Source organism: Curtobacterium phoenicis, from assembly GCF_047238015.1.
In the GTDB taxonomy this organism is placed as follows: Bacteria; Actinomycetota; Actinomycetes; order Actinomycetales; family Microbacteriaceae; genus Curtobacterium.
This window is the reverse complement of the sequence record NZ_JBDFLZ010000002.1, coordinates 2,189,717-2,212,383: the sequence shown is the minus strand read 5'-3', so window position 1 is coordinate 2,212,383 and position 22,667 is coordinate 2,189,717. Positions and strand designations below refer to the sequence as shown.

Annotated in this window: 20 protein-coding genes; 10 read left to right on the top strand and 10 right to left on the bottom strand. The window is 69.5% G+C overall.

Features of this window, described 5'->3' with window-relative positions; genetic code table 11:
* The first annotated feature begins 263 nt into the window (after positions 1 to 263).
* Both ABC270_RS10715 and glpK read left to right on the top strand, forming a co-directional pair.
* Positions 264 to 986: an MIP/aquaporin family protein gene (locus tag ABC270_RS10715; RefSeq protein WP_412880784.1), complete on the top strand. Its 723-nt coding sequence runs from the start codon at positions 264 to 266 to the stop codon at positions 984 to 986.
* Positions 987 to 1,196: 210 nt separating this feature from the next.
* A complete protein-coding gene (gene glpK / locus ABC270_RS10710; protein WP_412880783.1) occupies positions 1,197 to 2,708 on the top strand; it encodes a glycerol kinase GlpK in 1,512 nt (503 codons plus the stop codon).
* A gap of 169 nt (positions 2,709 to 2,877) precedes the next feature.
* Here the strand turns inward: glpK and trpD are convergent, their stop codons facing one another.
* The gene (gene trpD / locus ABC270_RS10705) at positions 2,878 to 3,933 is read right to left on the bottom strand and encodes an anthranilate phosphoribosyltransferase (RefSeq protein WP_412880782.1); all 1,056 of its coding nucleotides are present in this window, start codon (positions 3,931 to 3,933) and stop codon (positions 2,878 to 2,880) included.
* Positions 3,934 to 4,003: 70 nt separating this feature from the next.
* Between trpD and ctaE the strand changes: the two genes are divergently transcribed.
* The 5 genes from ctaE to ABC270_RS10680 all read left to right on the top strand — a co-directional run bounded on the left by ctaE (position 4,004) and on the right by ABC270_RS10680 (position 9,405).
* Positions 4,004 to 4,642 carry an aa3-type cytochrome oxidase subunit III gene (gene ctaE, locus ABC270_RS10700; RefSeq protein ID WP_412880781.1) on the top strand — a complete coding sequence of 213 codons (639 nt, stop codon included), beginning with the start codon at positions 4,004 to 4,006 and terminating at the stop codon, positions 4,640 to 4,642.
* A 20-nt stretch (positions 4,643 to 4,662) separates the two neighbouring features.
* Positions 4,663 to 5,472, top strand: coding sequence for a cytochrome bc1 complex diheme cytochrome c subunit (qcrC, locus tag ABC270_RS10695; protein ID WP_412880780.1), 810 nt, complete (start codon positions 4,663 to 4,665; stop codon positions 5,470 to 5,472).
* Between the two features lie 33 nt (positions 5,473 to 5,505).
* Positions 5,506 to 6,582 carry a cytochrome bc1 complex Rieske iron-sulfur subunit gene (gene qcrA, locus ABC270_RS10690; protein WP_412880779.1) on the top strand — a complete coding sequence of 359 codons (1,077 nt, stop codon included), beginning with the start codon at positions 5,506 to 5,508 and terminating at the stop codon, positions 6,580 to 6,582.
* Positions 6,582 to 8,270: a cytochrome bc1 complex cytochrome b subunit gene (qcrB, locus tag ABC270_RS10685; RefSeq protein WP_412880778.1), complete on the top strand. Its 1,689-nt coding sequence runs from the start codon at positions 6,582 to 6,584 to the stop codon at positions 8,268 to 8,270. Before qcrA ends, qcrB begins: the two co-directional genes overlap by 1 nt.
* Before the next feature lie 175 nt (positions 8,271 to 8,445).
* Entirely contained in the window at positions 8,446 to 9,405 is a 960-nt protein-coding gene (locus tag ABC270_RS10680; RefSeq protein ID WP_412880777.1) for a phosphodiesterase, read from the top strand.
* Positions 9,406 to 9,597: 192 nt separating this feature from the next.
* Here ABC270_RS10680 and ABC270_RS10675 read toward each other — a convergent pair whose 3' ends face one another.
* The 4 genes from ABC270_RS10675 to ABC270_RS10660 form a co-directional block, all read right to left on the bottom strand.
* On the bottom strand, positions 9,598 to 11,175 hold the full coding sequence (locus ABC270_RS10675) for a stealth conserved region 3 domain-containing protein (protein ID WP_412880776.1): 1,578 nt from the start codon (positions 11,173 to 11,175) through the stop codon (positions 9,598 to 9,600).
* Positions 11,176 to 11,359: 184 nt separating this feature from the next.
* Positions 11,360 to 11,797 carry a DUF6804 family protein gene (locus ABC270_RS10670; RefSeq protein ID WP_412880775.1) on the bottom strand — a complete coding sequence of 146 codons (438 nt, stop codon included), beginning with the start codon at positions 11,795 to 11,797 and terminating at the stop codon, positions 11,360 to 11,362.
* Positions 11,797 to 12,381 (bottom strand): GDSL-type esterase/lipase family protein, encoded by a 585-nt coding sequence (locus ABC270_RS10665; protein WP_412880774.1) that lies wholly within the window; start codon positions 12,379 to 12,381, stop codon positions 11,797 to 11,799. The genes ABC270_RS10670 and ABC270_RS10665 overlap by 1 nt, the downstream gene beginning before the upstream one ends.
* Positions 12,378 to 13,910 carry an SDR family oxidoreductase gene (locus ABC270_RS10660; protein ID WP_412880773.1) on the bottom strand — a complete coding sequence of 511 codons (1,533 nt, stop codon included), beginning with the start codon at positions 13,908 to 13,910 and terminating at the stop codon, positions 12,378 to 12,380. Before ABC270_RS10660 ends, ABC270_RS10665 begins: the two co-directional genes overlap by 4 nt.
* Before the next feature lie 42 nt (positions 13,911 to 13,952).
* Here ABC270_RS10660 and deoC point away from each other — a divergent pair, with 42 nt between their 5' ends.
* The 3 genes from deoC (at position 13,953) to ABC270_RS10645 (ending at position 16,642) form a co-directional block, all read left to right on the top strand.
* Entirely contained in the window at positions 13,953 to 14,696 is a 744-nt protein-coding gene (deoC, locus tag ABC270_RS10655; protein ID WP_412880772.1) for a deoxyribose-phosphate aldolase, read from the top strand.
* 91 nt (positions 14,697 to 14,787) lie between these two features.
* Positions 14,788 to 15,753 (top strand): ROK family protein, encoded by a 966-nt coding sequence (locus tag ABC270_RS10650; protein WP_412880771.1) that lies wholly within the window; start codon positions 14,788 to 14,790, stop codon positions 15,751 to 15,753.
* A gap of 322 nt (positions 15,754 to 16,075) precedes the next feature.
* The gene (locus tag ABC270_RS10645) at positions 16,076 to 16,642 is read left to right on the top strand and encodes a type IV toxin-antitoxin system AbiEi family antitoxin (RefSeq protein ID WP_412880770.1); all 567 of its coding nucleotides are present in this window, start codon (positions 16,076 to 16,078) and stop codon (positions 16,640 to 16,642) included.
* Between the two features lie 24 nt (positions 16,643 to 16,666).
* On the opposite strand, the gene ABC270_RS10640 is transcribed toward ABC270_RS10645, so the two are convergent.
* The 5 genes from ABC270_RS10640 to ABC270_RS10620 all read right to left on the bottom strand — a co-directional run bounded on the left by ABC270_RS10640 (position 16,667) and on the right by ABC270_RS10620 (position 22,657).
* Positions 16,667 to 18,994, bottom strand: coding sequence for a RelA/SpoT family protein (locus ABC270_RS10640; RefSeq protein WP_412880769.1), 2,328 nt, complete (start codon positions 18,992 to 18,994; stop codon positions 16,667 to 16,669).
* 72 nt (positions 18,995 to 19,066) lie between these two features.
* Positions 19,067 to 19,414, bottom strand: a complete 348-nt coding sequence (locus tag ABC270_RS10635; RefSeq protein ID WP_412880768.1) for a rhodanese-like domain-containing protein — start codon at positions 19,412 to 19,414, stop codon at positions 19,067 to 19,069.
* Positions 19,414 to 20,415 (bottom strand): protein translocase subunit SecF, encoded by a 1,002-nt coding sequence (secF, locus tag ABC270_RS10630; RefSeq protein WP_412880767.1) that lies wholly within the window; start codon positions 20,413 to 20,415, stop codon positions 19,414 to 19,416. The genes ABC270_RS10635 and secF overlap by 1 nt, the downstream gene beginning before the upstream one ends.
* The gene (secD, locus tag ABC270_RS10625) at positions 20,415 to 22,169 is read right to left on the bottom strand and encodes a protein translocase subunit SecD (RefSeq protein ID WP_412880766.1); all 1,755 of its coding nucleotides are present in this window, start codon (positions 22,167 to 22,169) and stop codon (positions 20,415 to 20,417) included. Before secD ends, secF begins: the two co-directional genes overlap by 1 nt.
* Positions 22,170 to 22,258: 89 nt before the next feature.
* Positions 22,259 to 22,657 (bottom strand): preprotein translocase subunit YajC, encoded by a 399-nt coding sequence (locus ABC270_RS10620; protein WP_412880765.1) that lies wholly within the window; start codon positions 22,655 to 22,657, stop codon positions 22,259 to 22,261.
* Between the last annotated feature and the right edge of the window lie 10 nt (positions 22,658 to 22,667).

Sequence of the window (22,667 nt, the reverse complement as noted above, 5' to 3'; positions counted from 1 at the left end):
GCGCACCTGACCGGTGACGCGTTCACCCTACAGCGGGCGCCCGTTCGTGCTGCGTGCACGTTCGTGCACCAGGATCACGGGCGGAACCGTGCCGGGGACGCGCAATCTCCTACCCGTCATGCACGTTCGTGCACTTTCCCGCGGATCGCTCGCGAATCCGTCGCGGAGCCGCGATCCGCGTCAGTATGCTCGCCCCAATCACTCAACGGGGAGTGCCGGACCCGCACCACCGGACCCCCACCCTCACGCACTGGAGGTCACCGATGGACGGCATCGGCGTCAATTTCCTCTCCGAGCTCGTCGGCACGGCGATGCTCATCATCCTCGGTGGCGGTGTCGTCGCCGCCGTGTCCCTCACGAAGTCCAAGGGCTTCGGCGCGGGCTTCCTCATGGTCACGATCGGTTGGGGCTTCGCGGTCTTCGCGGGCGTCACCGTGTCGTACAAGTCGGGCGGCCAGCTGAACCCGGCGGTGAGCCTCGCGCAGGCGATCCTCGGCAACATCACCGTCGGCGAGATGTTCCTCTACTGGATCGCGCAGCTCATCGGAGCGATCATCGGTGCGGTCATCGTCTGGCTCGCCTACAAGCAGCACTTCGACGAGGAGCCGGACCCGGCAGCCAAGCTCGGCGTCTTCTCGACCGGCCCGGCGATCCGCAACTACGCCTGGAACCTCGTCACCGAGATCATCGGCACCTTCGTCCTCGTCTTCGTGGTCATCGCCTTCACCAACGGCAAGACCCCGGCGGCACTCGGCGCGGTCCCCGTCGCCTTCCTCGTGATCGCGATCGGTGTCTCGCTCGGTGGTCCGACCGGCTACGCCATCAACCCGGCCCGTGACCTCGGCCCGCGCATCGCCCACGCCTTCCTCCCGATCAAGGGCAAGGGCTCGTCCGACTGGTCCTACGCGTGGGTCCCTGTCGTCGGCCCGCTCGTCGGCGGTGCACTCGCGGCGGGGCTCTCGTACGCGCTGCTCCCCCTGGCCTGACCTCTCCCACTCCGCTGCGGTCGACGCCGACACCGACGTCGACCGCGGCACCCCGCCCGATCGGCACAGCAGCCGGTCCGAGCACCCCGCCCGACCGGCACAGCAGCCGGTCCGAGCACCCCGCCCGACCGGCACAGCAGCCGGTCCGGGCACCCGAAGCCCGGTCGGCACCGCAGCCGACCGTGACACCGACACCCGTAAGGAGCACCAATGGCCGACTACATCGTCGCCATCGACCAGGGCACCACCTCGACCCGAGCGATCGTGTTCGACCACTCCGGTTCCATCGTGTCCGTCGGACAGAAGGAGCACGAGCAGATCTTCCCGCGCGCCGGATGGGTCGAGCACGACCCGGCCGAGATCTGGGACAACACCCGCGAGGTCATCGGCCAGGCGCTCTCCCGCGCCGACATCACGCGACACGACGTCGCCGCGGTCGGCATCACCAACCAGCGCGAGACCGCGGTGGTCTGGGACAAGAACACCGGCAAGGCGGTCTACAACGCCATCGTCTGGCAGGACACCCGCACCCAGGCCATCGTCGACAAGCTCGCGGACGGTGACACCGACCGCTACAAGGCCATCGTCGGCCTGCCGCTCGCCACCTACTTCGCCGGCACGAAGATCGCCTGGATCCTCGACAACGTCGAGGGTGCGCGTGAGAAGGCCGAGGCGGGCGACCTCCTCTTCGGCACCACGGACACCTGGGTGCTCTGGAACCTCACCGGCGGCACCGACGGAGGCGTCCACAAGACCGACGTCACGAACGCGTCGCGCACGCTCTTCATGGACCTCGAGACGCTGCAGTGGCGCGACGACATCCTCGCCGACTTCGGTGTCCCGAAGTCGATGCTCCCGGAGATCGTCAGCTCCTCCGAGGTCTACGGGCACGTCGAGTCGTCGAGCCTCCTCCGCGAGGTCCCGATCGCCGGCATCCTCGGCGACCAGCAGGCCGCGACCTTCGGCCAGGCGGCGTTCGACCAGGGCGAGTCGAAGAACACCTACGGCACGGGCAACTTCCTCATCTTCAACACCGGCACCGAGATCGTCCGGTCGGAGAACGGCCTGCTCACCACCGTCGGGTACAAGCTCGGCGACCAGGAGACGCACTACGCCCTCGAGGGTTCGATCGCCGTGACCGGGTCGCTCATCCAGTGGCTGCGCGACAACCTCGGTCTCATCGGCAGCGCCCCGGAGGTCGAGGCCCTCGCCAAGACCGTCGAGGACAACGGCGGCGTGTACTTCGTCCCGGCGTTCTCGGGCCTCTTCGCGCCGTACTGGCGCCCGGACGCCCGCGGTGCGATCGTCGGTCTCACGCGCTACGTCAACAAGGGCCACATCGCCCGTGCCGCCCTCGAGGCCACGGCGCTGCAGACCCGCGAGGTCCTCGACGCGGTGAACGCCGACTCGGGCGTGGACCTCACGGAGCTCAAGGTCGACGGCGGCATGACCGCGAACGACGCCCTCATGCAGTTCCAGGCGGACATCCTCAACGTGCCGGTCGTCCGACCGGTCGTCGCGGAGACCACGGCGCTCGGTGCCGCCTACGCCGCGGGTCTCGCCGTCGGCTTCTGGGCGAACCTCGACGAGCTCCGTGCCAACTGGCAGGAGGACAAGCGCTGGGAGCCGCAGCTCGACGACGCCGAGCGTGAGCGCACGCTGCGGCTCTGGAAGAAGGCCGTCACGAAGACCTTCGACTGGGTCGACGAGGACGTCCAGTAGTCCGCTGCTGACGTGACCGCCTGGAGGCGCGGTGCGGGTCCGACGGACCGGCACCGCGCCTCCCGGCGGTTGCGGTGGGCGCGGGCGCTGCCTCCCACCCTGGGACCGCGGGGTCGCGGCGTTCGGGTGAATCCAGGTTCCGGCGCACCGGCGTTCCGGCGGAACGCGATCAGGCGGCGGGTGCGGTGCCGACCCAGTCGGCCAGCTTGCGGGCCGCCGCGCCGGAGTCGATCGCCTCGGCCGCGACGGCGAGCTGCTCCCGGAACCGCTGCAGGATCGGACGGTCCGCCTCAGCAGGGGCTTCGGCGAGCCGGAACGACACGAGACCCGCCGCGGCGTTGAGCAGCACGATGTCGCGGACGGGGCCGGTCTCGCCCGCGAGCACGCGGTGCACCACGGCTGCGTTGTGCTCCGGGTCGCCCCCGAGGAGGTCCTCCGTCCGGGCGCGGGCGATGCCGAGGTCGCGCGGGTCGAGGTCGTGCTCGATGATCCGCCCTCCGGTGACCTCCCAGATGTGGCTGTGCCCGGTCGTCGTGAGCTCGTCGAGCCCGTCGTCCCCGCGGAACACCAGCGCGGTCGCACCCCGGGTCTGGAACACGCCCGTGATGATCGGCACGAGCTCGAGCTGCGCCACGCCCACCGCGTTCGCCTCGCACCGCGCGGGGTTGACGAGCGGACCGAGGAAGTTGAAGACGGTCGGCACACCGATCTCGCGGCGGACCGGTGCCGCGTGCGCGAAGCCCGGGTGGAACGCGCTCGCGAACGCGAAGGTGAGCCCGACGCGGTGGAAGGTGTCCGCAACACGCGCGGCGTCCATCGTGAGGTCGAGGCCGAGTGCGGCGAGGACGTCGCTCGAACCGGACTTCGACGAGCTCGCCCGGTTGCCGTGCTTGACGACCGGCACGCCGGCGGCCGCGATGACGATCGCGGCCATCGTGGACACGTTCACGGTTCCGACCACGTCGCCGCCGGTCCCGACGATGTCGAGCGCCATGGGGTCCACGTCCAGCGGGACCGCGGCGTCCAGGATCGCATCGCGGAAGCCGACGACCTCGTCGACGGTCTCGCCCTTCGCGCGGAGTGCGACGGCGAACGCTGCGACCTGGGCGGACGTCGCACGCCCCTGCACGATCTCCTCCATGGCCCATGTGGACTGCCTGATCGACAGGTCCTGGCGCGCCATGAGCGCGCTGATCACCGAGGGCCACGTGAGTTGGTCGTGCATGATCCGATCGTAGTGAATTCGAGCGACCCACCAGTTGGCTGCGAAAACACTGTCGGTGGTTTCGGCCATAATGGAGTCCGTGACTAGCACCCCTCTCTCCAGATCTGCCACCGCACCGGTCCTGAACAGGCCGAACGCCGTGGCCGTGGGGACGATCGTGTGGCTGGGCAGCGAGGTCATGTTCTTCGCCGGCCTGTTCGCGATCTACTTCACGCTCCGCAGCACCTCGCCCGAGCTCTGGGCCACCGAGACCGCCAAGCTCGAGGTGCCGTTCGCGTCGGTGAACACGATCATCCTGGTGCTGTCCAGCTTCGCCTGCCAGTTCGCGGTCTTCGCCGCCGAGCGCTTCCAGGTGCACCGCACGAGTTGGAACCCGCGCCACTGGGGCATGACCGAGTGGTTCTTCGTCACCTACTGCATGGGTGCGATCTTCGTCTGCGGGCAGGTCTTCGAGTACGCCAACCTCTGGCACGAGGGCGTCACGCTCTCCTCCAGCGCCTACGGTTCGGCCTTCTACATGACGACCGGCTTCCACGGCCTCCACGTCACGGGTGGCCTCATCGCGTTCCTGCTGACCCTCGGTCGCGGGTTCGCCGCCAAGAACTTCGGTCACAAGGAAGCGACCACCGCGATCGTCGTGTCGTACTACTGGCACTTCGTCGACGTCGTCTGGATCGGCCTCTTCGCCGTCATCTACCTGCTCAAGTAGAACTGGATAGCCCCCACAGCATGTTCAACAGATCCAAGTCCAAGAAGGGCCGCCGGTCTCCCCTGGCGACCGTCTCGCTCATCGTCGTCGGCCTGATGACGACCGGCGGTGCCTACGCGCTGTTCAGCTCCACGGCGAACGCCGACGACAGCACGAGCAGTGTCTCCGCCGCGTCGACCCAGTCGAAGGTCAACGAGGGCGAGAAGCTCTTCGCCTCGAACTGCGCGACCTGCCACGGTCTGAACGCCCAGGGCACCGGCGAGGGGCCGTCCCTCATCGGCGTGGGCGCCGCGTCCGTCGACTTCCAGGTCGGCACCGGTCGCATGCCGATGGCTGCCTCGGGCCCCCAGGCCGAGGAGAAGCCGGTGCAGTTCACCGACGAGCAGGTCGACGCGCTCGCGCAGTACGTCGCGTCGCTCGCCCCCGGGCCGGCCATCCCCTCCTCCGACCTGACGGACGGCAAGGGCGATGCGGCCGAGGGTGCCGAGCTCTTCCGCATCAACTGCGCGATGTGCCACAACGTGGCCGGCGCCGGCGGTGCGCTGACCGAGGGCAAGTACGCGCCGAACCTGCAGAGCGTCTCGGGCAAGCACATCTACGAGGCCATGCTCACCGGCCCGCAGAACATGCCGGTCTTCAACGACCTGAACCTGACCCCGCAGCAGAAGGCCGACGTCATCTCGTACCTCAAGTACGTGCAGGACAACAAGTCGCCCGGCGGCTTCGCACTCGGCTCCATCGGCCCGGTGGCAGAAGGTCTGTTCATCTGGATCTTCGGTCTCGGCGCCGTCGTCGCGATGACGGTCTGGCTGACCGCGAAGTCCAACTGATCGTCCGTGTCGAACGACACTGAAGGGAACACCATGGCAGAGCACGACGACGAGGCACTGAACTCGTCCTCGGCTGTCGAGAAGCACGGCACGACACACGGCACCATCGCCTCGGCCGGCACCGCGGTCGTGCCCGCGGACCCGTTCGAGAACCCGGGCGAGCCGCCGCACCGCGCGCGTCGAACCGACGTCGACCCGAAGAAGCAGCGGCTGGCCGAGCGCCAGGTCGCGACGTTCTTCTACCTCTCGATCGTGGGCAGCGTCCTCGCGATCGCGGCGTACGTCGCCTTCCCGATCAAGGAAGACGACTTCAGCACCGTCCGCCTGGCGAACCTCTGGCTCGGGCTGTCGATCACCCTCGCGCTCCTCGCACTCGGCCTGGGCGCCGTGTACTGGTCGAAGTCCCTCGTGGTGGACCGCGAGATCACCGAGATGCGCCACTCCACGCGCGGCACCGACGCGACCCGCGCCAAGGCGGTCGAGGCCTTCCAGCTCGCCGACAAGGAATCCGGGTTCAGCCGTCGCAAGCTGATCCGCAACTCGATGATCGGCGCCCTGGCCGCCTTCCCGCTCCCGGGCATCGTCCTCGTGCGCGACCTCGCGCCCGCTGCCGACCCGAACGAACTCCTCCGCCACACCATGTGGGCGAAGGGCACGCGCCTGACGAAGGACCCCACGGGTCTGCCGATCAAGGCGTCCGACGTGACCATCGGTTCGGTGTTCCACGTCATCCCGGACGGCATGCTCGACAAGGAGGACATGCTGGAGGAGAAGGCCAAGGCCGCCGTCCTCCTCATGCGCCTCGACCCCAAGGACCTCCACCCGGCCAAGGGCCAGGAGAACTGGGGCTACGACGGCATCGTCGCGTACTCGAAGATCTGCACCCACGTCGGGTGCCCGGTCGCCCTGTACGAACAGCAGACGCACCACCTGCTCTGCCCGTGCCACCAGTCGACCTTCGACGTCGCGAACAACTGCGAGGTCATCTTCGGACCGGCTGCACGTCCCCTCCCCCAACTTCCGATCGCGATCGACGACGACGGCTACCTGGTCGCACAGAGCGACTTCCACGAGCCCGTCGGACCGTCCTTCTGGGAGCGTGAGCGCTGATGAGCACAACCACCCGTCCCGCGACGACGTCGGCCACCAAGCCGGCGCCGGAACGCGGTTCCCGCATCATCGGGGCCGCTGCCAACTACATCGACGAGCGCACGAGCATCTTGGGCCTGGTGAAGGAGGTCGGTCGCAAGATCTTCCCCGACCACTGGAGCTTCATGCTCGGCGAGGTCGCGCTGTACAGCTTCGTCGTCATCCTGCTGTCGGGGACGTTCCTGACGTTCTTCTTCCAGGCGTCGATGGCCGAGGTCGTGTACCACGGCGCGTACGTCCCGCTGAAGGGCGTCGAGATGTCGACCGCGCTGCAGTCGACCCTGAACATCTCGTTCGACATCCGCGGTGGTCTGTTCGTCCGACAGATCCACCACTGGGCGGCCCTGCTGTTCATCGCCTCGGTGATGCTGCACATGGCGCGCGTCTTCTTCACCGGCGCGTTCCGCAAGCCGCGTGAGCTCAACTGGGTCTTCGGCTTCATCCTCTGGGTGCTCGCCATGGCCGAGGGCTTCACCGGCTACTCGCTCCCCGACGACCTGCTCTCCGGCAACGGTCTCCGCATCATCGTCGGCATGATCGAGGGCGTCCCGGTGATCGGTGTCTGGATCGCCTACCTGCTCTTCGGTGGGGAGTTCCCGGGCACCGACATCGTCGGCCGGCTGTACACGCTGCACATCCTGCTGCTCCCGGCGATCCTCGTCGCGGTGCTCGGCGTCCACCTCGTGCTCGTCGTCATCAACAAGCACACGCAGTTCGCCGGTCCGGGCAAGACGAACGACAACGTCGTGGGCGTCCCGATCCTCCCCGCGTTCGCCGCGAAGGCCGGTGGCTTCTTCTTCATCGTCGCGGGCATCCTCGCCCTCATCGCGTCGCTGTTCACGATCAACCCGATCTGGAACTACGGCCCGTACGACCCGTCCCCGGTGTCCGCCGGTACCCAGCCCGACTGGTACATCGGCTTCGCCGACGGTGCGCTCCGTCTGGTGCCGCCGCACTGGGAGGTCGTCTGGTTCGGCTACACCGTGTCGTTCAACATCCTCGTGCCGATCGCCGTCCTCCTGGCGCTCATCGTGGCGATGTTCATCTACCCGTTCGTCGAGGCGTGGGTCACGGGCGACAAGCGCGAGCACCACATCCTCGACCGTCCGCGCAACGCCCCGACCCGCACGGGTCTCGGTGCGGCCGGCATCACGCTGTACGCGAGCCTCTGGGCCGCGGCGTCGTCGGACATCATCGCGACCCACTTCATGGTGTCGATCGACCACGTGATCCACGTGATCCAGGCCATGACGGTCCTCGGCCCGTTCGTCGCCTTCTGGATCACGAAGCGCGTGTGCCTCGCCCTCCAGAAGAAGGACCGCGAGATCGTCCTGCACGGGTACGAGTCGGGCCGCATCGTTCGACTCCCCCACGGCGAGTACATCGAGGTGCACGAGCCCCTCGACGAGTACGAGCGGTGGCGTCTGCTGCAGTTCAACGAGTACAAGCCGCTCATGGTCCGCCCGGACGCCCGGGGTCGCATCACCGGCCTCCAGAAGGCTCGCGCACGCGTGTCGCGGTTCTTCTTCGAGGACCGCATCGCCCCGGTGTCGAAGGCCGAGCTCGAGGCCGCGCACGCCGCGCACCACGGGCCCGAGCTGACCGAGGGTGAGCACCCCGCGGCCGCGGTCGGAGCCGGCAACCACTAGCAGGAGCAGGAGCAGGAACACTGCTCAGCAAGAACGAACGAGCCCCTCGTCCACTTCGTGGTCGGGGGGCTCGTTCGTTCGCTGCATCTCGGAAACACCGTCTCCGGTTCACCGGCGGTTCAGAAACGTGTGGCAGCGTGTTGCACCACGCACCCGTCAACGGAACGAGAAACCGATGGACAGCCGGACGGCCGAACACCCCAGGCCGAACCACTTCCTCCTCCACCTCAGTGACACGCACCTCGTCGGCGGCGACGGCCCGCTCTACGGGGACGTCGACCCCGCCGCGCGGCTGGCCGAGATCATCGCCGACATCGAGGCCTCCGGTGCCCGGCCCGAGGCGATCGTCGTGACCGGCGACGTCGCGGACAAGGGCGAACCCGGCGCCTACGCCCGTGTGCGGGAACTCCTCGAACCCGCCGCAGCCCGCATCGGCGCGCAGGTCATCTGGGCGATGGGCAACCACGACGAGCGCGGCGCCTTCCGCCAGGAGCTGTTCGGCATCCAGCCCACCGATCGTCCGGTCGACTTCGTCTACGACGTCAACGGCCTGCGCGTGATCACCCTCGACACGAGTGTTCCCGGACACCACCACGGCGAGGTCTCCCCCGAGCAGCTCGACTGGCTCGCCGAGGTCCTCTCCGAAGCTGCGCCCCACGGCACCATCCTCGCGATGCACCACCCGCCCGTCCCGAGCGTCCAAGACCTCGCCGTGCTGGTCGAGCTCCGTGACCAGGCGTCACTCGCGGAGGTCGTCGAGGGCAGCGACGTGATCGGCATCATCGCCGGACACCTGCACTACTCGACGAGCGCCGTGTTCGCGGGCATCCCCGTGTCGGTGGCGAGCGCGACCTGCTACACGCAGGACCTCATGGAGTACCAGGCCGGTACCCGGGGTCGGGACGGCGCTCAGTCGTTCAACCTCGTCCACGTGTACGGGCGGAACGTCGTGCACTCGGTCGTGCCGATCGGGCACTACACGACGGTCGGCGAACCGGTGTCCGCGGTCGAGACGGAGGCCCGACTCGCCGCCGCCGGTGTCCGCATCGCTCCCGCTGTGGAGCCGGCTCCGGTGACGTCGAGCATCCCCGTGTTCACCCTCGACTCGGTGCCACTCTCCCCCGTGCACCCGTAGGCCCACCCTGCGAGCAACGCGCGCGTCCCGACGTCCCGCGTGTCGATCGACACGTACGGCATCGGGACCCGCGCGTTCCTCCGCCTGAGCCCGCTGAACCGTCGAGACCGCGGTGCACGCGGTACGCGGGGCTGGGTTCCGGCGCTGAGCTCGCCGGCTCGCCCGGAGCGACCCGGCAAGACGCTGGCCTCCTCAACGGCGGGTCGCTGGCGCGTCCTCAGCGTCGGGCCGCTCCCACGGTGCGGGGAACGGGAAGTACTTCTCGAGGAAGTCCGTCACACGCTCGGTCCGCTCCTCGTCGCTGACCTCCGGGAAGCTGCCGTCGTTGAGGCAGAAGAAGTCGACGTTCCGCTTCTTGAGCAGGTCGTCGAGCATCTTCAACCCGGACTGCATCGTCGTGTCGACGTAGCGGACCGACGCGTTCTCCTGGATGATCGCCCGACCCGTGAGCAGCGCGTAGTAGTGATACAGCGAGTTCGTCACCGAGATGTTGTCCGCCGCCCGGAACCGCGACGCCGCCGTGGCCCGGAACTCGTCGGCGAACTCGTGCTCCATCTCGGTCATGATCGACGCTCGGAGCGGCGTCGGCGCGTGTTCGAGGTGCCTGGTCGTCACGGCGCCGAACCGCTGCTGCAGCAGGCGTCGGTTGACCCGGGCCGAGTTCTCGAAGCCGCTGCGCCGGGGGTTGTTCGAGCCGAGCCCGATGCGGGTGTCGGCGACGATGAACTTCGTCACCGACCCCGGGCTGAAGAACACCGACGGGTCTGCCAGGCGCCCGAAGAACATGTCGTCGTTCGAGTAGATGAAGTGCTCGCTGATGCCCGGGATGTGGTGCAACTGCGACTCCACGGCCTGGGAGTTGTGCGTGGGCAGCACGGAGGGATCGGCGAAGAACTCCTCGCTCCGGACGATGCGGACCTTCGGGTGGTCGGCGAGCCACTTCGGCGCCGGCGAGTCGGTCGCGATGTAGATCTGCCGGATCCACGGGGCGAACGTGTGGACGGAGCGGAGCGCGTACTTCAGCTCGTCGATCTGCCGGAACCGGGCGGGGGCGTCGTCGCCCTCCCCCAGGACCGCGTTCGCCTGCGCCGCCTGACGTGCCCGCTGGTACTCGACCGCGTTGCCGTCGACCCACGAGAACACGATGTCGATCGGGAAGCGGATGTCCGACACGTGGTCGTCGAACATGTGCTCCACGGTGCGCCAGGTGCGGCCGTAGCGGTCGATGTCGACGAGGACGAACTCCTCGATCGGCAGACTGCGGCGCATCAGGGCGTTCTCGACGGGTGCGAGGACCTCGGTGTCGGTGACGCGCCAGAACTCGAGCTGCACGCTCGTCTCGGCACCGTAGCGCAGGCGGCCGATCGGTTCGACCCGGGGACGGAACAGGCGCAGGACCGGTTCGTCCGGTGCGCCCAGACCGTCGTCGAGGACGAGGACCGCGGGTCGCTTCGGTGGCTTCGCGTAGAAGGGTTCGTTCGCGGCGGCCGCCATGATCGCGCTCTCGGCGCGCTGGTGGTCGCGCTCGTCGACGGCGATCACCGGCCGCCGGTCGTTGCCGCGGATGAGCAGGTGGTCGACGTCACCGGCGGTGAGGGCGTCGTCGAGGAACAGCAGGTCCTCGATCATGGACTGCTGGGGCGTCAGGTGGCCGTTGACGAGCGTCAGACGACCCTTCCGCACCACGACGTCGGGCCGGTCGAGACCGCCGGACGACGGGCGAGGGGTCAGCAGTGGACTCTCGGTCACCGGCTCGGTCTCGTCGCTCATCCATGCCCTTCGGGTCGATCGGTCGGGTCCTGCACCCGACTGACTGATCCTACCGTCCGCACGGACCGCGGGTTCGCGCTGCGCCTCGGGACCCGCTGGCGCCGGGACCCGCTGTCGTCGGGACCGGCACGGAGGCTCGGCGCACGCCCGCCCCGCCGCGCTCGGGGTGCGCGGGGTCGCCTGCTCAGCGGCTGGTCGCGTCCGCCTCGCGCGGCACCTTCACGGCCAGCCCGACGACGACGAAGAGCGCCGCGGCGACGATCTGCAGGGCGGCCCAGACCTGTCCGGGGATCGGCACGACGACCAGCGGGTTCCAGCAGACCGCCACCGCGGCCATGAGGGCTGCCGCCCACCAGGTGCGCCCACGGACGGCGAACACGAGGATGATGAGGGCGAGGACGGTGACGCCCCACCGGGCGAAGACGAACGCCGAGGCGTCGATGATCGCGACGCAGGCGAGCAGGACGACGGCGGCGAGCAGCGACGGCGCGAGTGCCGGGCGGGTGTACGGCGGCAGTTCCCGTCCACCACCGGCGGGCCGCTGTGCCGGACGCGACCGCGGTGCCGCGGGCACGCCCTGCTGGGACGACCCGATCGCGGGCCGTCCCTTCCTCGGTGCCATCAGGCGGACGCGCCGTCGAGGTCGATCGCCCGGAACGGACGCGACATCGGCGGGAGGTCCCGGACGCGCTCGAGTGCGGGCTCGAGCTCGTCGAGGTACGCCCGGTATCCCTCGTCGTTGAGGTGCAGGCCGTCGTCGGTGAAGCGGTCGGCGAGGTGGTCGCCGTCGGCGAGGGCGGGCCAGGCGTCGAGGTACTGCGCGTGGCAGGTGGCGACGAACTGGCGGAGGTGTCGGTTCGCCTCCTCGATCTTCGCGCGGTACTCGGCCTGGCGCGGCAGCACCGAGACGAGGAGCAGCCGGACGCCGGGCAGCTCGCGACGCAGGGTGACCAGGATCGTCTCGACGTTCCGGACCACGTGCTCGACGCTCGCGCGGTGGTTGCCGAAGTCGTTGGTGCCGATGAGCAGCACGATGACCTCGGGCTCTGCGGCGACGACGGCGTCCAACCGGGCGAGCACCCCGTCGGTGGTGTCGCCGCCGACGCCGAGGTTCAGCGTCCGCTCCGACGGGAGCCGGTCCTGCCAGTCACCGGCCTCGGTGATGCTGTCCCCCAGGAACAGGATGGTGGGTCGGTCCTCGGTCATGCTGCCTCCTCGTGCGACGTGTCAGCGCTCCCATTCTGGTGGGTCCGGTTGCGCGAGGTCGAGTCGGTGTTGTGCGACTCCCGCTCGGCCGCGGCCGTGATCCGCTCCACCATGCCGGGGAAGATCACCCCGTGGAACGGCAGGATCGAGTACCAGTACAGGCGCCCGGAGAGCCCCTGCGGGAAGTAGATCGCACGCTGGTGGTAGTCGCTGCCGCCCGTCGGTGAGGGCGTCACGGTCATCTCGAGCCATGCCCGGCCGGGCGACTTGAACTCCGCCCGGAGCCGCAGGTAGTGCCCGCGGTCCAGTCGTTCCACACGCCACCAGTCGAGCGCGTCGCCCTGCTCCAGACGCTGTGGGTCCCGGCGACCACGGCTCAGCCCGACGCCGCCGGCGATCTTGTCCATCCACCCCCGCGCGACCCAGGCGAGCGGGAACGAGTACCAGCCGTTCTCCCCGCCGATCGACTCGACGACCCGCCAGACGTCGGCCGCGGACGCGTCGGTGTGTCGCTTGCGGTCGTCCACGTACACGGTGTGGCCGGCCCAGTCGGGGTCGCTCGGGAGCGGGTCGGCCGGGGTGGCGGCCAGGGTCGCGTTCCGCCAGCTCGTCTCGACCTCGCCCGTGCGCATGCGGGTCAGGGCGAGCCGGACGGCGCGGCGGTACGGCGTCAGCCCGCCGTCCGGGTGCGGGACGTACTGGTCGATGTCGTGCTCGCGTTGGACGCACTCGAACTGGAGTGACTCGATGATCGGCCGGGCGAGCTTGCGTGGGATGGGCGTGACGATGTTGAACCAGTGCGCGGCGAGCCCCGGCGTGAGCACCGGCAACGAGGCGATGCCACGCTGCGGCAGCTTCGCCTCGACCGCGTAGCCGTTGAGCATCTGGCCGTAGCGGAGGACGTCGGGGCCACCGATGTCGAACGTGCGATTGACGTCAGCGGGGATCTCGAGCGCCTTGACCAGGTAGTAGAGCACGTCGCGGATGGCGATGGGCTGGATGTGGTTTCGGACCCACTTCGGCGCGGGCATCCACGGCAGGACGTCGGTCACGTGCCGGATCATCTCGAACGAGGTGCTCCCGGAGCCGATCACCACGCCCGCCTGGTACGCGATCGTCGGCACGCCGGAGCGGAGCAGGACGTCGCCGACCTCCTTGCGGCTCCGCAGGTGCTTCGACAGCTCGCCGTCCGGGTGCAGTCCGCCGAGGTACACGAACCGACGCACCCCGGCGACGCGGGCCTCGTGCCCCATCGTCCCGGCTGCCTGGGTCTCGGCTCGCTCGAAGTCGCCGTCGGCACCCATCGCGTGCGCGAGGTAGTAGACCGCGTCGATCCCCTCGACGGCGGACCGGACGGCGCGGGCGTCCATCAGGTCGCCCTCCGCGATCTCCACGTCGTCGTGCCAGGGGACGTCCTGCAGCTTCCGGGGCGTCCGCACGAAGACCCGCACCGTGTGACCGGCTTCGAGGAGTCTGGGGACGAGACGACCGCCGATGTACCCGGTGGCGCCGGTGACGAGGACGTGCATGCTGGGCACGGTACGCGCGTCGCCTCCGGGTAGGCTTGCCGGGTGGACAACGCAGCCATCCCCACCACCGGCCACCTCAACGCGGACGCGGTCCGGGCCCTCATCGACCACGCGATCCTGAAGCCCGAGCTCACCCGGGCGGACGTCGACGCGCAGCTCGACGAGGCCGCGGCGTACCGCGTGTTCAGCGTGTGCGTCCGACCGAGCGACGTCGCGCACGCCGTCGAGCGCCTGACCGGCACCGGGGTCGGCGTCGGTACCGTGATCGGCTTCCCGCACGGCACCACCTCGACCGCCGCGAAGGTCGCCGAGTCGCTGCAGGCCCTGGCCGACGGTGCCTTCGAGCTCGACATGGTGCAGAACATCGGTGCCGCGAAGTCCGGCGACTGGGAGCGCGTGGAGCAGGACGTCCGTGCCGTCGTCGACGCGGCGGGGAGCACCGTCGTGAAGGTCATCCTCGAGACCGCGTTCCTCACCGAGGACGAGATCGTCGCAGCCTCGCGCGCCGCACAGCGCGCGGGCGCCGCCTTCGTGAAGACCTCGACCGGCTTCGCCGGCGGCGGCGCGACGGCCGCGCACATCCGTCTCATGCGCGAGACCGTCGGCGCGGGCACCGGCGTGAAGGCCTCCGGCGGCGTCCGCGGCCTCGACACCCTGATCGAGATGGTCGACGCGGGCGCGGACCGCATCGGCACGAGCGCCTCGGCGCGCATCCTCGACGAGCTCGCGCACCGCACCGAGACCGGAGCCGCGTCGTCGCTCGGCGACGACACCTCGTCCTACTGACCCCACCCCTCGCCGGGGCCGAGCACCTGCCGGACGCCAGCGTGCGTGCCGGACGTGCACCGAGCCTCCAGGCCGTCGCACCGGAGCGATCATGACCGACAGCACCACACCGACCAACCCCGTGGGCCAGTCCCTCGCCCTCGCCGTGGACCTCGGCGGCACCAAGGTCGAGGCGGCCCTGGTCACCGACCAGGGCGTCGTCCTGCCGGCGACCAGACACCGCAGCCCGACCGGCCCGGGGCGGACCTCGGACGAGTTGCAGGCCGCGGTCGACGAGGTCGTCACCGCCACGCTCGCGACCCTTCCTGCGGACGCGGTCCTCGTCGGCGTCGGCATCGGTTCGGCCGGGCCCGTCGACGAGGTGAACGGACTCGTCTCCCCGCTGAACATGCCGGTCTGGCGCGGCTACCCGCTGCGTGAGCGGGTCGCGCAGCACGTGCCGGACGGTGTCCCGGTGACGCTCCGCATGGACGGTCTCGCGATCACCCTCGCCGAGCACTGGGTCGGAGCCGCGCAGGGATCCGACCACGTGATGGGCATGATCGTCTCCACCGGGGTCGGCGGTGGCCTCATCCTGCACGGGCGCACGGTCAGCGGTCCGACCGGCAACGCGGGCCACATCGGCCACGTCGAGTGCGGCGGGTTCGACGACCCGTGCGCGTGCGGTGGCACCGGCTGCCTCGAGGCCGTCGCGTCCGGTCCGAAGACCGTCGCCTGGGCACGGCGCCAGGGCTTCGCCGGCACGACCGGCGAGGAACTCGCCGCCGCGTACGCCGCTGGCGACGAGGTCGCCGTCGCCGCGGTGCGGCGCAGCGGACGCGCGCTCGGTCAGGCGATCGCCGCGGCGACGAGCCTGGTGGACCTCGAGGTCGTCGCGATCGGCGGCGGCTTCTCGCACGTCACACCGGACCTCTTCGAGTTCGCCCGGCAGGCCGTCGCGGAGCGCGTCGAGTTCCCGTTCGTGACGAAGGTACGGATCGTCCCCACCGGGCTGTCGCAGGACGGGCCGCTCATCGGCGCTGCTGCGCTCGTCCACCGAGCCGACGTGCTGCGCTGAGCGACCGGCGCTGACGCGGCCACGCGGCGTTGAGCTGCAGTTCGGCGCGCGGTGCGGCGTCTTGCGGCGCCGCGCGGTGTCGCGTCCGTCCGCACCGTGGTGCGGCGCGTCCGTCGGCACCGTGTCGTACGCGGCCTGTGCCGCTGGCGTGCGGCGCGGCTGGAGCCGCTGCCGTCGGCTGCGGCGTCTGCCGCGGCGGTCACTCGACAGGCGTCGGCCGGCCGGGAGGCACGGGCCGTCCCCGTCGTCCTGCCTCCGGTCGCGCAGGGACCCTGTCCACAGCCCCGCCCGACGAGGCCGGGCGGTCCGGCAGGATGTCGGGGTGCCCCGCTCGCGCCTGCTGACGACCGACGACTGGCCGGAGGTCGAACTCCGGGCCGCGGTGCTCGCCGGCGAACTCGTGCCGGTCGGACCGTGTTGGGCGTCTGCAGCCGAGCCTCAGGATCCCGCGTTGCGTGCGGCAGCGGCCGCGTGGGCGCTGCCGGACGTCCGGCTCGTCGCCGCCCACGGCACCGCGGCCTGGGTGTGGGGTGCGATCTCGCGTCCGCCGCTCCCCCACGAGTGCGTCGTCCCCGCGCACGTCCGGCTCCGTGTCGACCCCGCAACGGTCCGGGTGCGCGAGGTGGCTCTGCCACCAGACGACGTCGTGGTCCTCGCAGCACTGCGGGTGACCACGCCGCTCCGGACCGGGATCGACCTGCTCCGGGCTCCCGGGCCGGCCCCGGGCGTCATGCACGCAGCGGACGCGGAGGCTGTCCGGGGTCTCGTCGTGTCCGGCGCGGTCGAGACGGACGACCTGCGGCGAGCACTCCGTTCGCTCGGTGTCGTGCCGATGGCCCGGCAGGCCGAGCGTCGTGTCACCGCGCTGTTCGGAACGGACCCGGGCTGACGGCGCTGCTGCGGCGTGACGGCGTCAGCCGGCGCTGACCCGGTACACGTCGTAGACGGCGTCGATGCGCCGTACCGCGTTGAGCACCCGGTCGAGGTGGGTGGTGTCACCCATCTCGAACACGAACCTGCTGAGCGCCAGGCGGTCCGACGAGGTCGAGACGGTCGCCGAGAGGATGTTCACGTGGTGGTCGGTCAGGACGCGCGTCACGTCGCTCAGGAGCCCCGAGCGATCGAGCGCCTCGATCTGGATCTGTACGAGGAACACCGACTTCGAGGACGGAGCCCACTCGACCTCGATCATGCGGTCCGGCTCGTTCATGAGCGACTTCACGTTCGAGCACGACGCCTGGTGCACGGAGACGCCCTGGCCGCGGGTGATGAAGCCGACGATCTGGTCGCCGGGCACCGGGGTGCAGCACTTCGCGAGCTTCACCAGGATGTCCGGCGCGCCGCGGACCAACACGCCGGAGTCGCTGTTGCGGAGCTGGCGACTCGTGATCTGCCGCGGGAAGGCGAGCTCCGGCTCGTCGGTCTCCGTCTCGGTCTGGACGCTGCCCAGCACCTTCTCGATGACGGACTGCGTCGAGACGTGGCCCTCACCGATGGCGGCGTAGAGGGCGGAGACGTCCTCGTAGCGCATCGACGACGCGACCTCGGCGATGGTGTCCTGACTGAGGATGCGCTGCAGCGGCAGGTTCTGCTTCCGCATCGCGCGGGCGATCGCGTCACGGCCCTGCTCGATCGCCTCTTCGCGACGTTCCTTCGTGAACCACTGCTTGATCTTGTTCCGCGCGCGCGGGCTCCGGACGAAGGTCAGCCAGTCCTGGCTCGGGCCGGAGTCGGGGTTCTTCGACGTGAAGATCTCGACGACGTCGCCGCTCGAGAGGGTGCTCTCCAGGGGCACGAGGCGGCCGTTGACCTTCGCCCCCATGGTGCGGTGCCCGATCTCGGTGTGCACCGCGTACGCGAAGTCCACCGGGGTCGCGCCCGACGGCAGCCCGATGACCTTGCCCTGCGGTGTGAAGACGTAGGTCTCCTTGGCGCCGATCTCGTAGCGCAGCGAGTCGAGGAACTCACCGGGGTCGCTCGTCTCTGCCTGCCAGTCGGTGATGTGGGCGAGCCACGCCATGTCCTGGTCGTTCTGGCTCGACGAGTCGACGTCACGACCGGCGACGCGCTGCTTGTACTTCCAGTGCGCCGCGACACCGAACTCGGCCCGCTGGTGCATCTCGTGGGTGCGGATCTGGATCTCGACCGGACGGCCCTGGGGTCCGAGGACCGTGGTGTGCAGCGACTGGTACAGGTTGAACTTCGGCGTCGCGATGTAGTCCTTGAACCGTCCGGGCAGCGGCGTCCACCGGGCGTGCACGGAACCGAGCATCGCGTAGCAGTCCCGCACGGTCGGGACGAGCACACGGATGCCGACGAGGTCGTAGATCTCGTCGAACTCGCGCCCCCGCACGATCATCTTCTGGTAGATCGAGTAGTACTGCTTCGGACGCCCCATCACGTCGCCACGGATCTTCGCGGCCTTGAGGTCCTTCTTCAGCGTGCCGATGACGTTCTGCACGAACTGCTCGCGCTTCGGCTGCCGCTCCTTCACGAGGCTGTCGATCTCGACGTAGAGCTTCGGGTGCAGCACCGCGAAGGACAGGTCTTCGAGCTCCAGCTTGATCATCTGGATGCCGAGCCGGTGCGCGAGCGGCGCGTAGATCTCGAGCGTCTCCTTGGCCTTGCGCGTGGCCGAGGCGGACTCGACGAAGCCCCAGGTCCGAGCGTTGTGCAGGCGGTCCGCGAGCTTGATGACGAGCACCCGGATGTCCTTCGACATCGCGATCACCATCTTGCGGACGGTCTCCGCCTGCGCGCTGTCGCCGTACTTGACCTTGTCGAGCTTCGTGACGCCGTCCACGAGCATCGCGATCTCGTCGCCGAAGTCAGCGCGGAGCTGGTCGAGCTGGTAGTCGGTGTCCTCGACGGTGTCGTGCAGGAGCGCCGCGGCGATCGTGATGGTGCCGATGCCGAGGTCGGCGAGGATCTGCGCGACCGCGACGGGGTGGGTGATGTAGGGCTCGCCGGACTTGCGCTTCTGCCCGTCGTGCGCCTGTTCCGCGACCGAGTACGCCCGCTCGATCAGCGTGACGTCGGCCTTCGGGTGGTGCGACCGGACCGTCCGGATGAGCGTGTCGACCGCGCCGGCCGGCTGCGCGCGGGAGAACAACCGCGGGAGCAGGGACCGGAGCGAGCCCAGGTTGCCCGTGGTGTTCGGCCCGACCGGACTCGTCGGTCGAGCAGGCGAGGCCGGGCGGCTCGCGGCGTCCGACGGCGTTGATTCGCGCGTGTCGGTCATGATGCGCCTCCCGAGACCTCGTCCGGTGCGGAGACTCTCCGCGGTCGATCCGACAAGACTACGCGCGTCCGGTCAGTGCTCGTGACGTGGTTCGCTCTGGGCGCTCCGCACGACCTCGGCGCCAGACTGCTCCCACGCGGTCATGCCACCGAGCACGTTCACGGCGGACACTCCGGACTGCTCGAGCGCGGCGACCACGCGGGCCGAGCGACCACCGGAGTGGCAGATCACCATCGCGGGGCTGTCACCGCCGTCGATCTCCTGCCACCGCGACACCAGCTCGGACATCGGGACCAGCGTGGCCTCGGGAGCGTGGACCTCGTCCCACTCCCCCTGCTCGCGGACGTCGAACAGCTTCGCGCCCGCGGCGAGACGGCGACGGGCCTCCGCCACGTCGATGTCGGTGATCTCGACGCCCATCAGGCGTTCGCCGCCGCGTCGACCTGCTGCTGGCGCTTCGCCGCGGCCTGTTCCTTCTTCGCGTCGGCCTGCTTGATCTTCGGCTCGTTCTCCCGGAGGTGGGCGTACATCGGCGACGCGATGAAGATCGTCGAGTAGGTGCCCACGATGATGCCGATGAACAGCGCGAGCGAGATGTCCCGGAGCGTGCCCGCCCCGAGGACGTACGACCCGATGAAGAGGATCGCCGCGACCGGCAGCAGTGCGACCACCGAGGTGTTGATCGACCGCACGAGGGTCTGGTTCACCGCGAGGTTCACGGACTGCTTGAACGTCCGCACGCTCTCCTGGCTCGTGTTCTCACGGACCTTGTCGAACACGACGACGGTGTCGTACAGCGAGTAGCCGAGGATCGTCAGGAAGCCGATGACCGCGGCCGGCGTCACCTCGAGCCCGACGATGCCGTAGACGCCTGCGGTGATCAGCAGGTCGTGCAGCAGCGCCGTCATGGCAGCCAGCGACATCTTCCACGTCCGGAAGTACAGCGCCATGACCACGGCGGCCAGCGCGAGGAAGATGATGAGGCCGCGGATGGCCTGCGCGAGGACGTCCGCGCCCCACGTCGCGCCGATGAACGTCGACGCGACCTGGCTGTCGGGGACGTCGTACGCCTTCGCGAGGGCGTCCTGCACCTCGGTGGTCTGCCGGTCGGTCAGCTGGCCGGTCTGCACACGGATGCCGTGCTGGCCGAGCTGCGAGACGCGCGGGATGCCCTCGGGCACGATCGACTCGACCGTGTTCGTCGCGATCTGCTGGTTCGTGGTCGTGACGTCGGAGATCGTGAACTCCGAGCCGCCCGTGAACTCGATCCCGAGCTGGTACCCGCCGCGGAGCCACGGGATGCCGAGGGAGAGCACGATCATGACGATCGCGATGAGGTACCACGTGCGACGGCGCCCGACGATGTCGTAGGAGCGCTTGCCCGTGTAGAGGTCGCTGCCGAACTGGCTGAAGCTGGCCATCAGTCGTCCTTCCCGTCCGGCGTCGTGCCGTTGTCGCCCGCGGCTTCGCGGGCCTTCCGCTCGGCGATCGTCTGCCGACGCTGCGCCTCACCGGCACTGCGCCGCTGACGCTTGCCGTCCACGACCGGAGCGCGGAACTGCGCGCGCCCCCGGTAGACGGCGCCGAGCGCGCTCGGGTCGAGCCCGCTGAACGTGTGCCCCTCGCCGAAGAACCGGCTGCGCGCGATGAGCTGCATCATCGGGTGGGTGAACAGCACCACCACGACGACGTCGATCAGGGTCGTGAGCAGCAGGGTGAACGCGAAGCCCTTCACGTCGCTCACCGCGAGGATGTAGAGCACGACCGCGGCGAGGAAGTTGATCGAGTCGGACGCGAGGATCGTCCGCAGGGCTCGACGCCACCCGGACTCGACCGCGCCCTCGAGCCCGCGTCCGTCGCGGAGCTCGTCGCGGATGCGTTCGAAGTAGACGATGAACGAGTCCGCGGTGATGCCGATCGCGACGATCAGACCCGCGACGCCGGCCAACGAGAGGCGGTAGTCGACGCGCCACGACATGATCGCGATGACGAGGTAGGTGAGTGCGGCCGCCACGGCGAGGGACAGCACCGTCACGAACGCGAGCGCCCGGTACTGGATGACCGAGTAGATGATCACCAGGATGAGGCCGATCAGGCCCGCGATGAGACCGCCGACGAGCTGCGCGGTCCCGAGGGTCGCCGAGATGTTCTCGTTCGACTGGACCTGGAAGTTGATCGGCAGCGCACCGTACTTGAGCTGGTCCGCGAGGGTCTTGGCGGAGTCTGCCGTGAAGTTGCCGGTGATCTGCGCCCTGCCGTTGGTGATCGCTGCGTTCGACGCCGGGGCGGTGATGACGGTGCCGTCGAGGACGATCGCGAACTGGTTCTGCGGGGGCTGCAGCTTCACGAGTCGGCTCGTGACGTCGCGGAAGTCGTCCGAGCTCTTGCCGGAGAAGGTCAGGTTGACGGCCCACTGACCGGTCGACGCGCCCTGGGAGTCGGTCGCGAGGCCTGAGGTCGCGTTGCTGATGCCGGAGCCGGACACCTCGACCGGGCCGAGGATGTACTTGGCCGCACCGTCCTGGTCGCACGTGACGAGGGGCTTGTCGTCGGGCGCCGTCGTGACGTCGTCCGGCGCCTTGCAGTTGTAGTTGTCGTACAGGGCCTGCAGCGCGGGCGTGACCTGGGAGAGGTCGCTCCCGTTCGTCGGCTTCGTGCTCGGCGTGGCCTGCAGCGACGCCGGCGGCGTGTACGGCGTCGGCGAGGCTGACGCCCCGTCGCTGCCGCCCACCGACGTGTTCGTCGCGGCCTCGGTGTAGAGCACCGGGCGGAAGGTCAGCTTCGCCGCTGCCTCGATCCGGTCGATCGTCGCCTGGTCCGGCTTGCCGGGGATCGACACGACGATGTTGTTCGTCCCCTGCGTGTTGATCTGCGACTCGGACACGCCCGTCGCGTTGATGCGCTGCCGGATGATGTTGACGGCCTGGTTGAGCTGCTGGCTCGTGACCGAGTCACCCTGGGTGTTCTGCGCCGCGAGGGTGAGCTGCGTGCCACCCTGCAGGTCGAGCGCGAGCTCCGGGACCCAGCTGGCGCCCGCGAACCACTTGCCGGAGTCGTCCTTCGTCGTGCTCGCGAGGATCGAGGCGGCGGTGTTGAGTCCTGCGAGGACCGCCATCAGGATCACCAGCCAGGTGAGCGAGCGGAGCGCCTTCTTGACGGGTGTCGATCGTGCCACCAGTCGTCTCGTCTTTCTGTCAGGACCGACGACGCGAGCCGACGGCGGGGGTGGTGCTGCCGGGCCTGACGGCCCGACAGCCCAGGATGTCAGTTGTCGTTCTTGCGGTTCGGCTCGTCGGTGCGCTCACCGTAGGCCGGGGCCTGATCGTCGACGACCGGCTGACCGTTCAGTTCCGTGACGCGCTTCGGCTCGTCCTCCGGCGTGACGGTGGTGTCGACGTCGTTCGCGGTGTCGTCCACGACCCGCGAGAGCGTCTGGCGGTGCACGGTGACGACCGTACCGGGGGCGATCTCGACCTCGGCGGTGACCTTCTCGTCGTCGACCGAGAGGAGCTTGCCGTAGAGACCGAAGGACAGCATGACCTGTGCGCCCGGGACCATCTTCGTGGCGAGCTCCGCCTGCTGCTTCTTGCGCTTCCGGCTGTTGTAGAACATGAAGGCCGCGAACGCCACGACGATGACGATGAGGATGACTTCTTGACCCATGATGCGATGC

Excerpts from the sequence above, each read along its gene's own strand:
- ctaE (WP_412880781.1), top strand. The coding sequence starts at position 4,004 with ATGGAGTCCGTGACTAGCACCCCTCTCTCCAGATCTGCCACCGCACCG.
- ABC270_RS10665 (WP_412880774.1), bottom strand. The coding sequence starts at position 12,381 with ATGACCGAGGACCGACCCACCATCCTGTTCCTGGGGGACAGCATCACC.
- secF (WP_412880767.1), bottom strand. The coding sequence starts at position 20,415 with ATGGCCAGCTTCAGCCAGTTCGGCAGCGACCTCTACACGGGCAAGCGC.
- ABC270_RS10670 (WP_412880775.1), bottom strand. The coding sequence starts at position 11,797 with ATGGCACCGAGGAAGGGACGGCCCGCGATCGGGTCGTCCCAGCAGGGC.
- trpD (WP_412880782.1), bottom strand. The coding sequence starts at position 3,933 with ATGCACGACCAACTCACGTGGCCCTCGGTGATCAGCGCGCTCATGGCG.
- qcrB (WP_412880778.1), top strand. The coding sequence starts at position 6,582 with ATGAGCACAACCACCCGTCCCGCGACGACGTCGGCCACCAAGCCGGCG.
- glpK (WP_412880783.1), top strand. The coding sequence starts at position 1,197 with ATGGCCGACTACATCGTCGCCATCGACCAGGGCACCACCTCGACCCGA.
- ABC270_RS10675 (WP_412880776.1), bottom strand. The coding sequence starts at position 11,175 with ATGAGCGACGAGACCGAGCCGGTGACCGAGAGTCCACTGCTGACCCCT.
- qcrA (WP_412880779.1), top strand. The coding sequence starts at position 5,506 with ATGGCAGAGCACGACGACGAGGCACTGAACTCGTCCTCGGCTGTCGAG.
- ABC270_RS10660 (WP_412880773.1), bottom strand. The coding sequence starts at position 13,910 with ATGCACGTCCTCGTCACCGGCGCCACCGGGTACATCGGCGGTCGTCTC.
- qcrC (WP_412880780.1), top strand. The coding sequence starts at position 4,663 with ATGTTCAACAGATCCAAGTCCAAGAAGGGCCGCCGGTCTCCCCTGGCG.
- ABC270_RS10640 (WP_412880769.1), bottom strand. The coding sequence starts at position 18,994 with ATGACCGACACGCGCGAATCAACGCCGTCGGACGCCGCGAGCCGCCCG.
- ABC270_RS10680 (WP_412880777.1), top strand. The coding sequence starts at position 8,446 with ATGGACAGCCGGACGGCCGAACACCCCAGGCCGAACCACTTCCTCCTC.
- ABC270_RS10715 (WP_412880784.1), top strand. The coding sequence starts at position 264 with ATGGACGGCATCGGCGTCAATTTCCTCTCCGAGCTCGTCGGCACGGCG.
- ABC270_RS10635 (WP_412880768.1), bottom strand. The coding sequence starts at position 19,414 with ATGGGCGTCGAGATCACCGACATCGACGTGGCGGAGGCCCGTCGCCGT.
- ABC270_RS10650 (WP_412880771.1), top strand. The coding sequence starts at position 14,788 with ATGACCGACAGCACCACACCGACCAACCCCGTGGGCCAGTCCCTCGCC.
- ABC270_RS10620 (WP_412880765.1), bottom strand. The coding sequence starts at position 22,657 with ATGGGTCAAGAAGTCATCCTCATCGTCATCGTCGTGGCGTTCGCGGCC.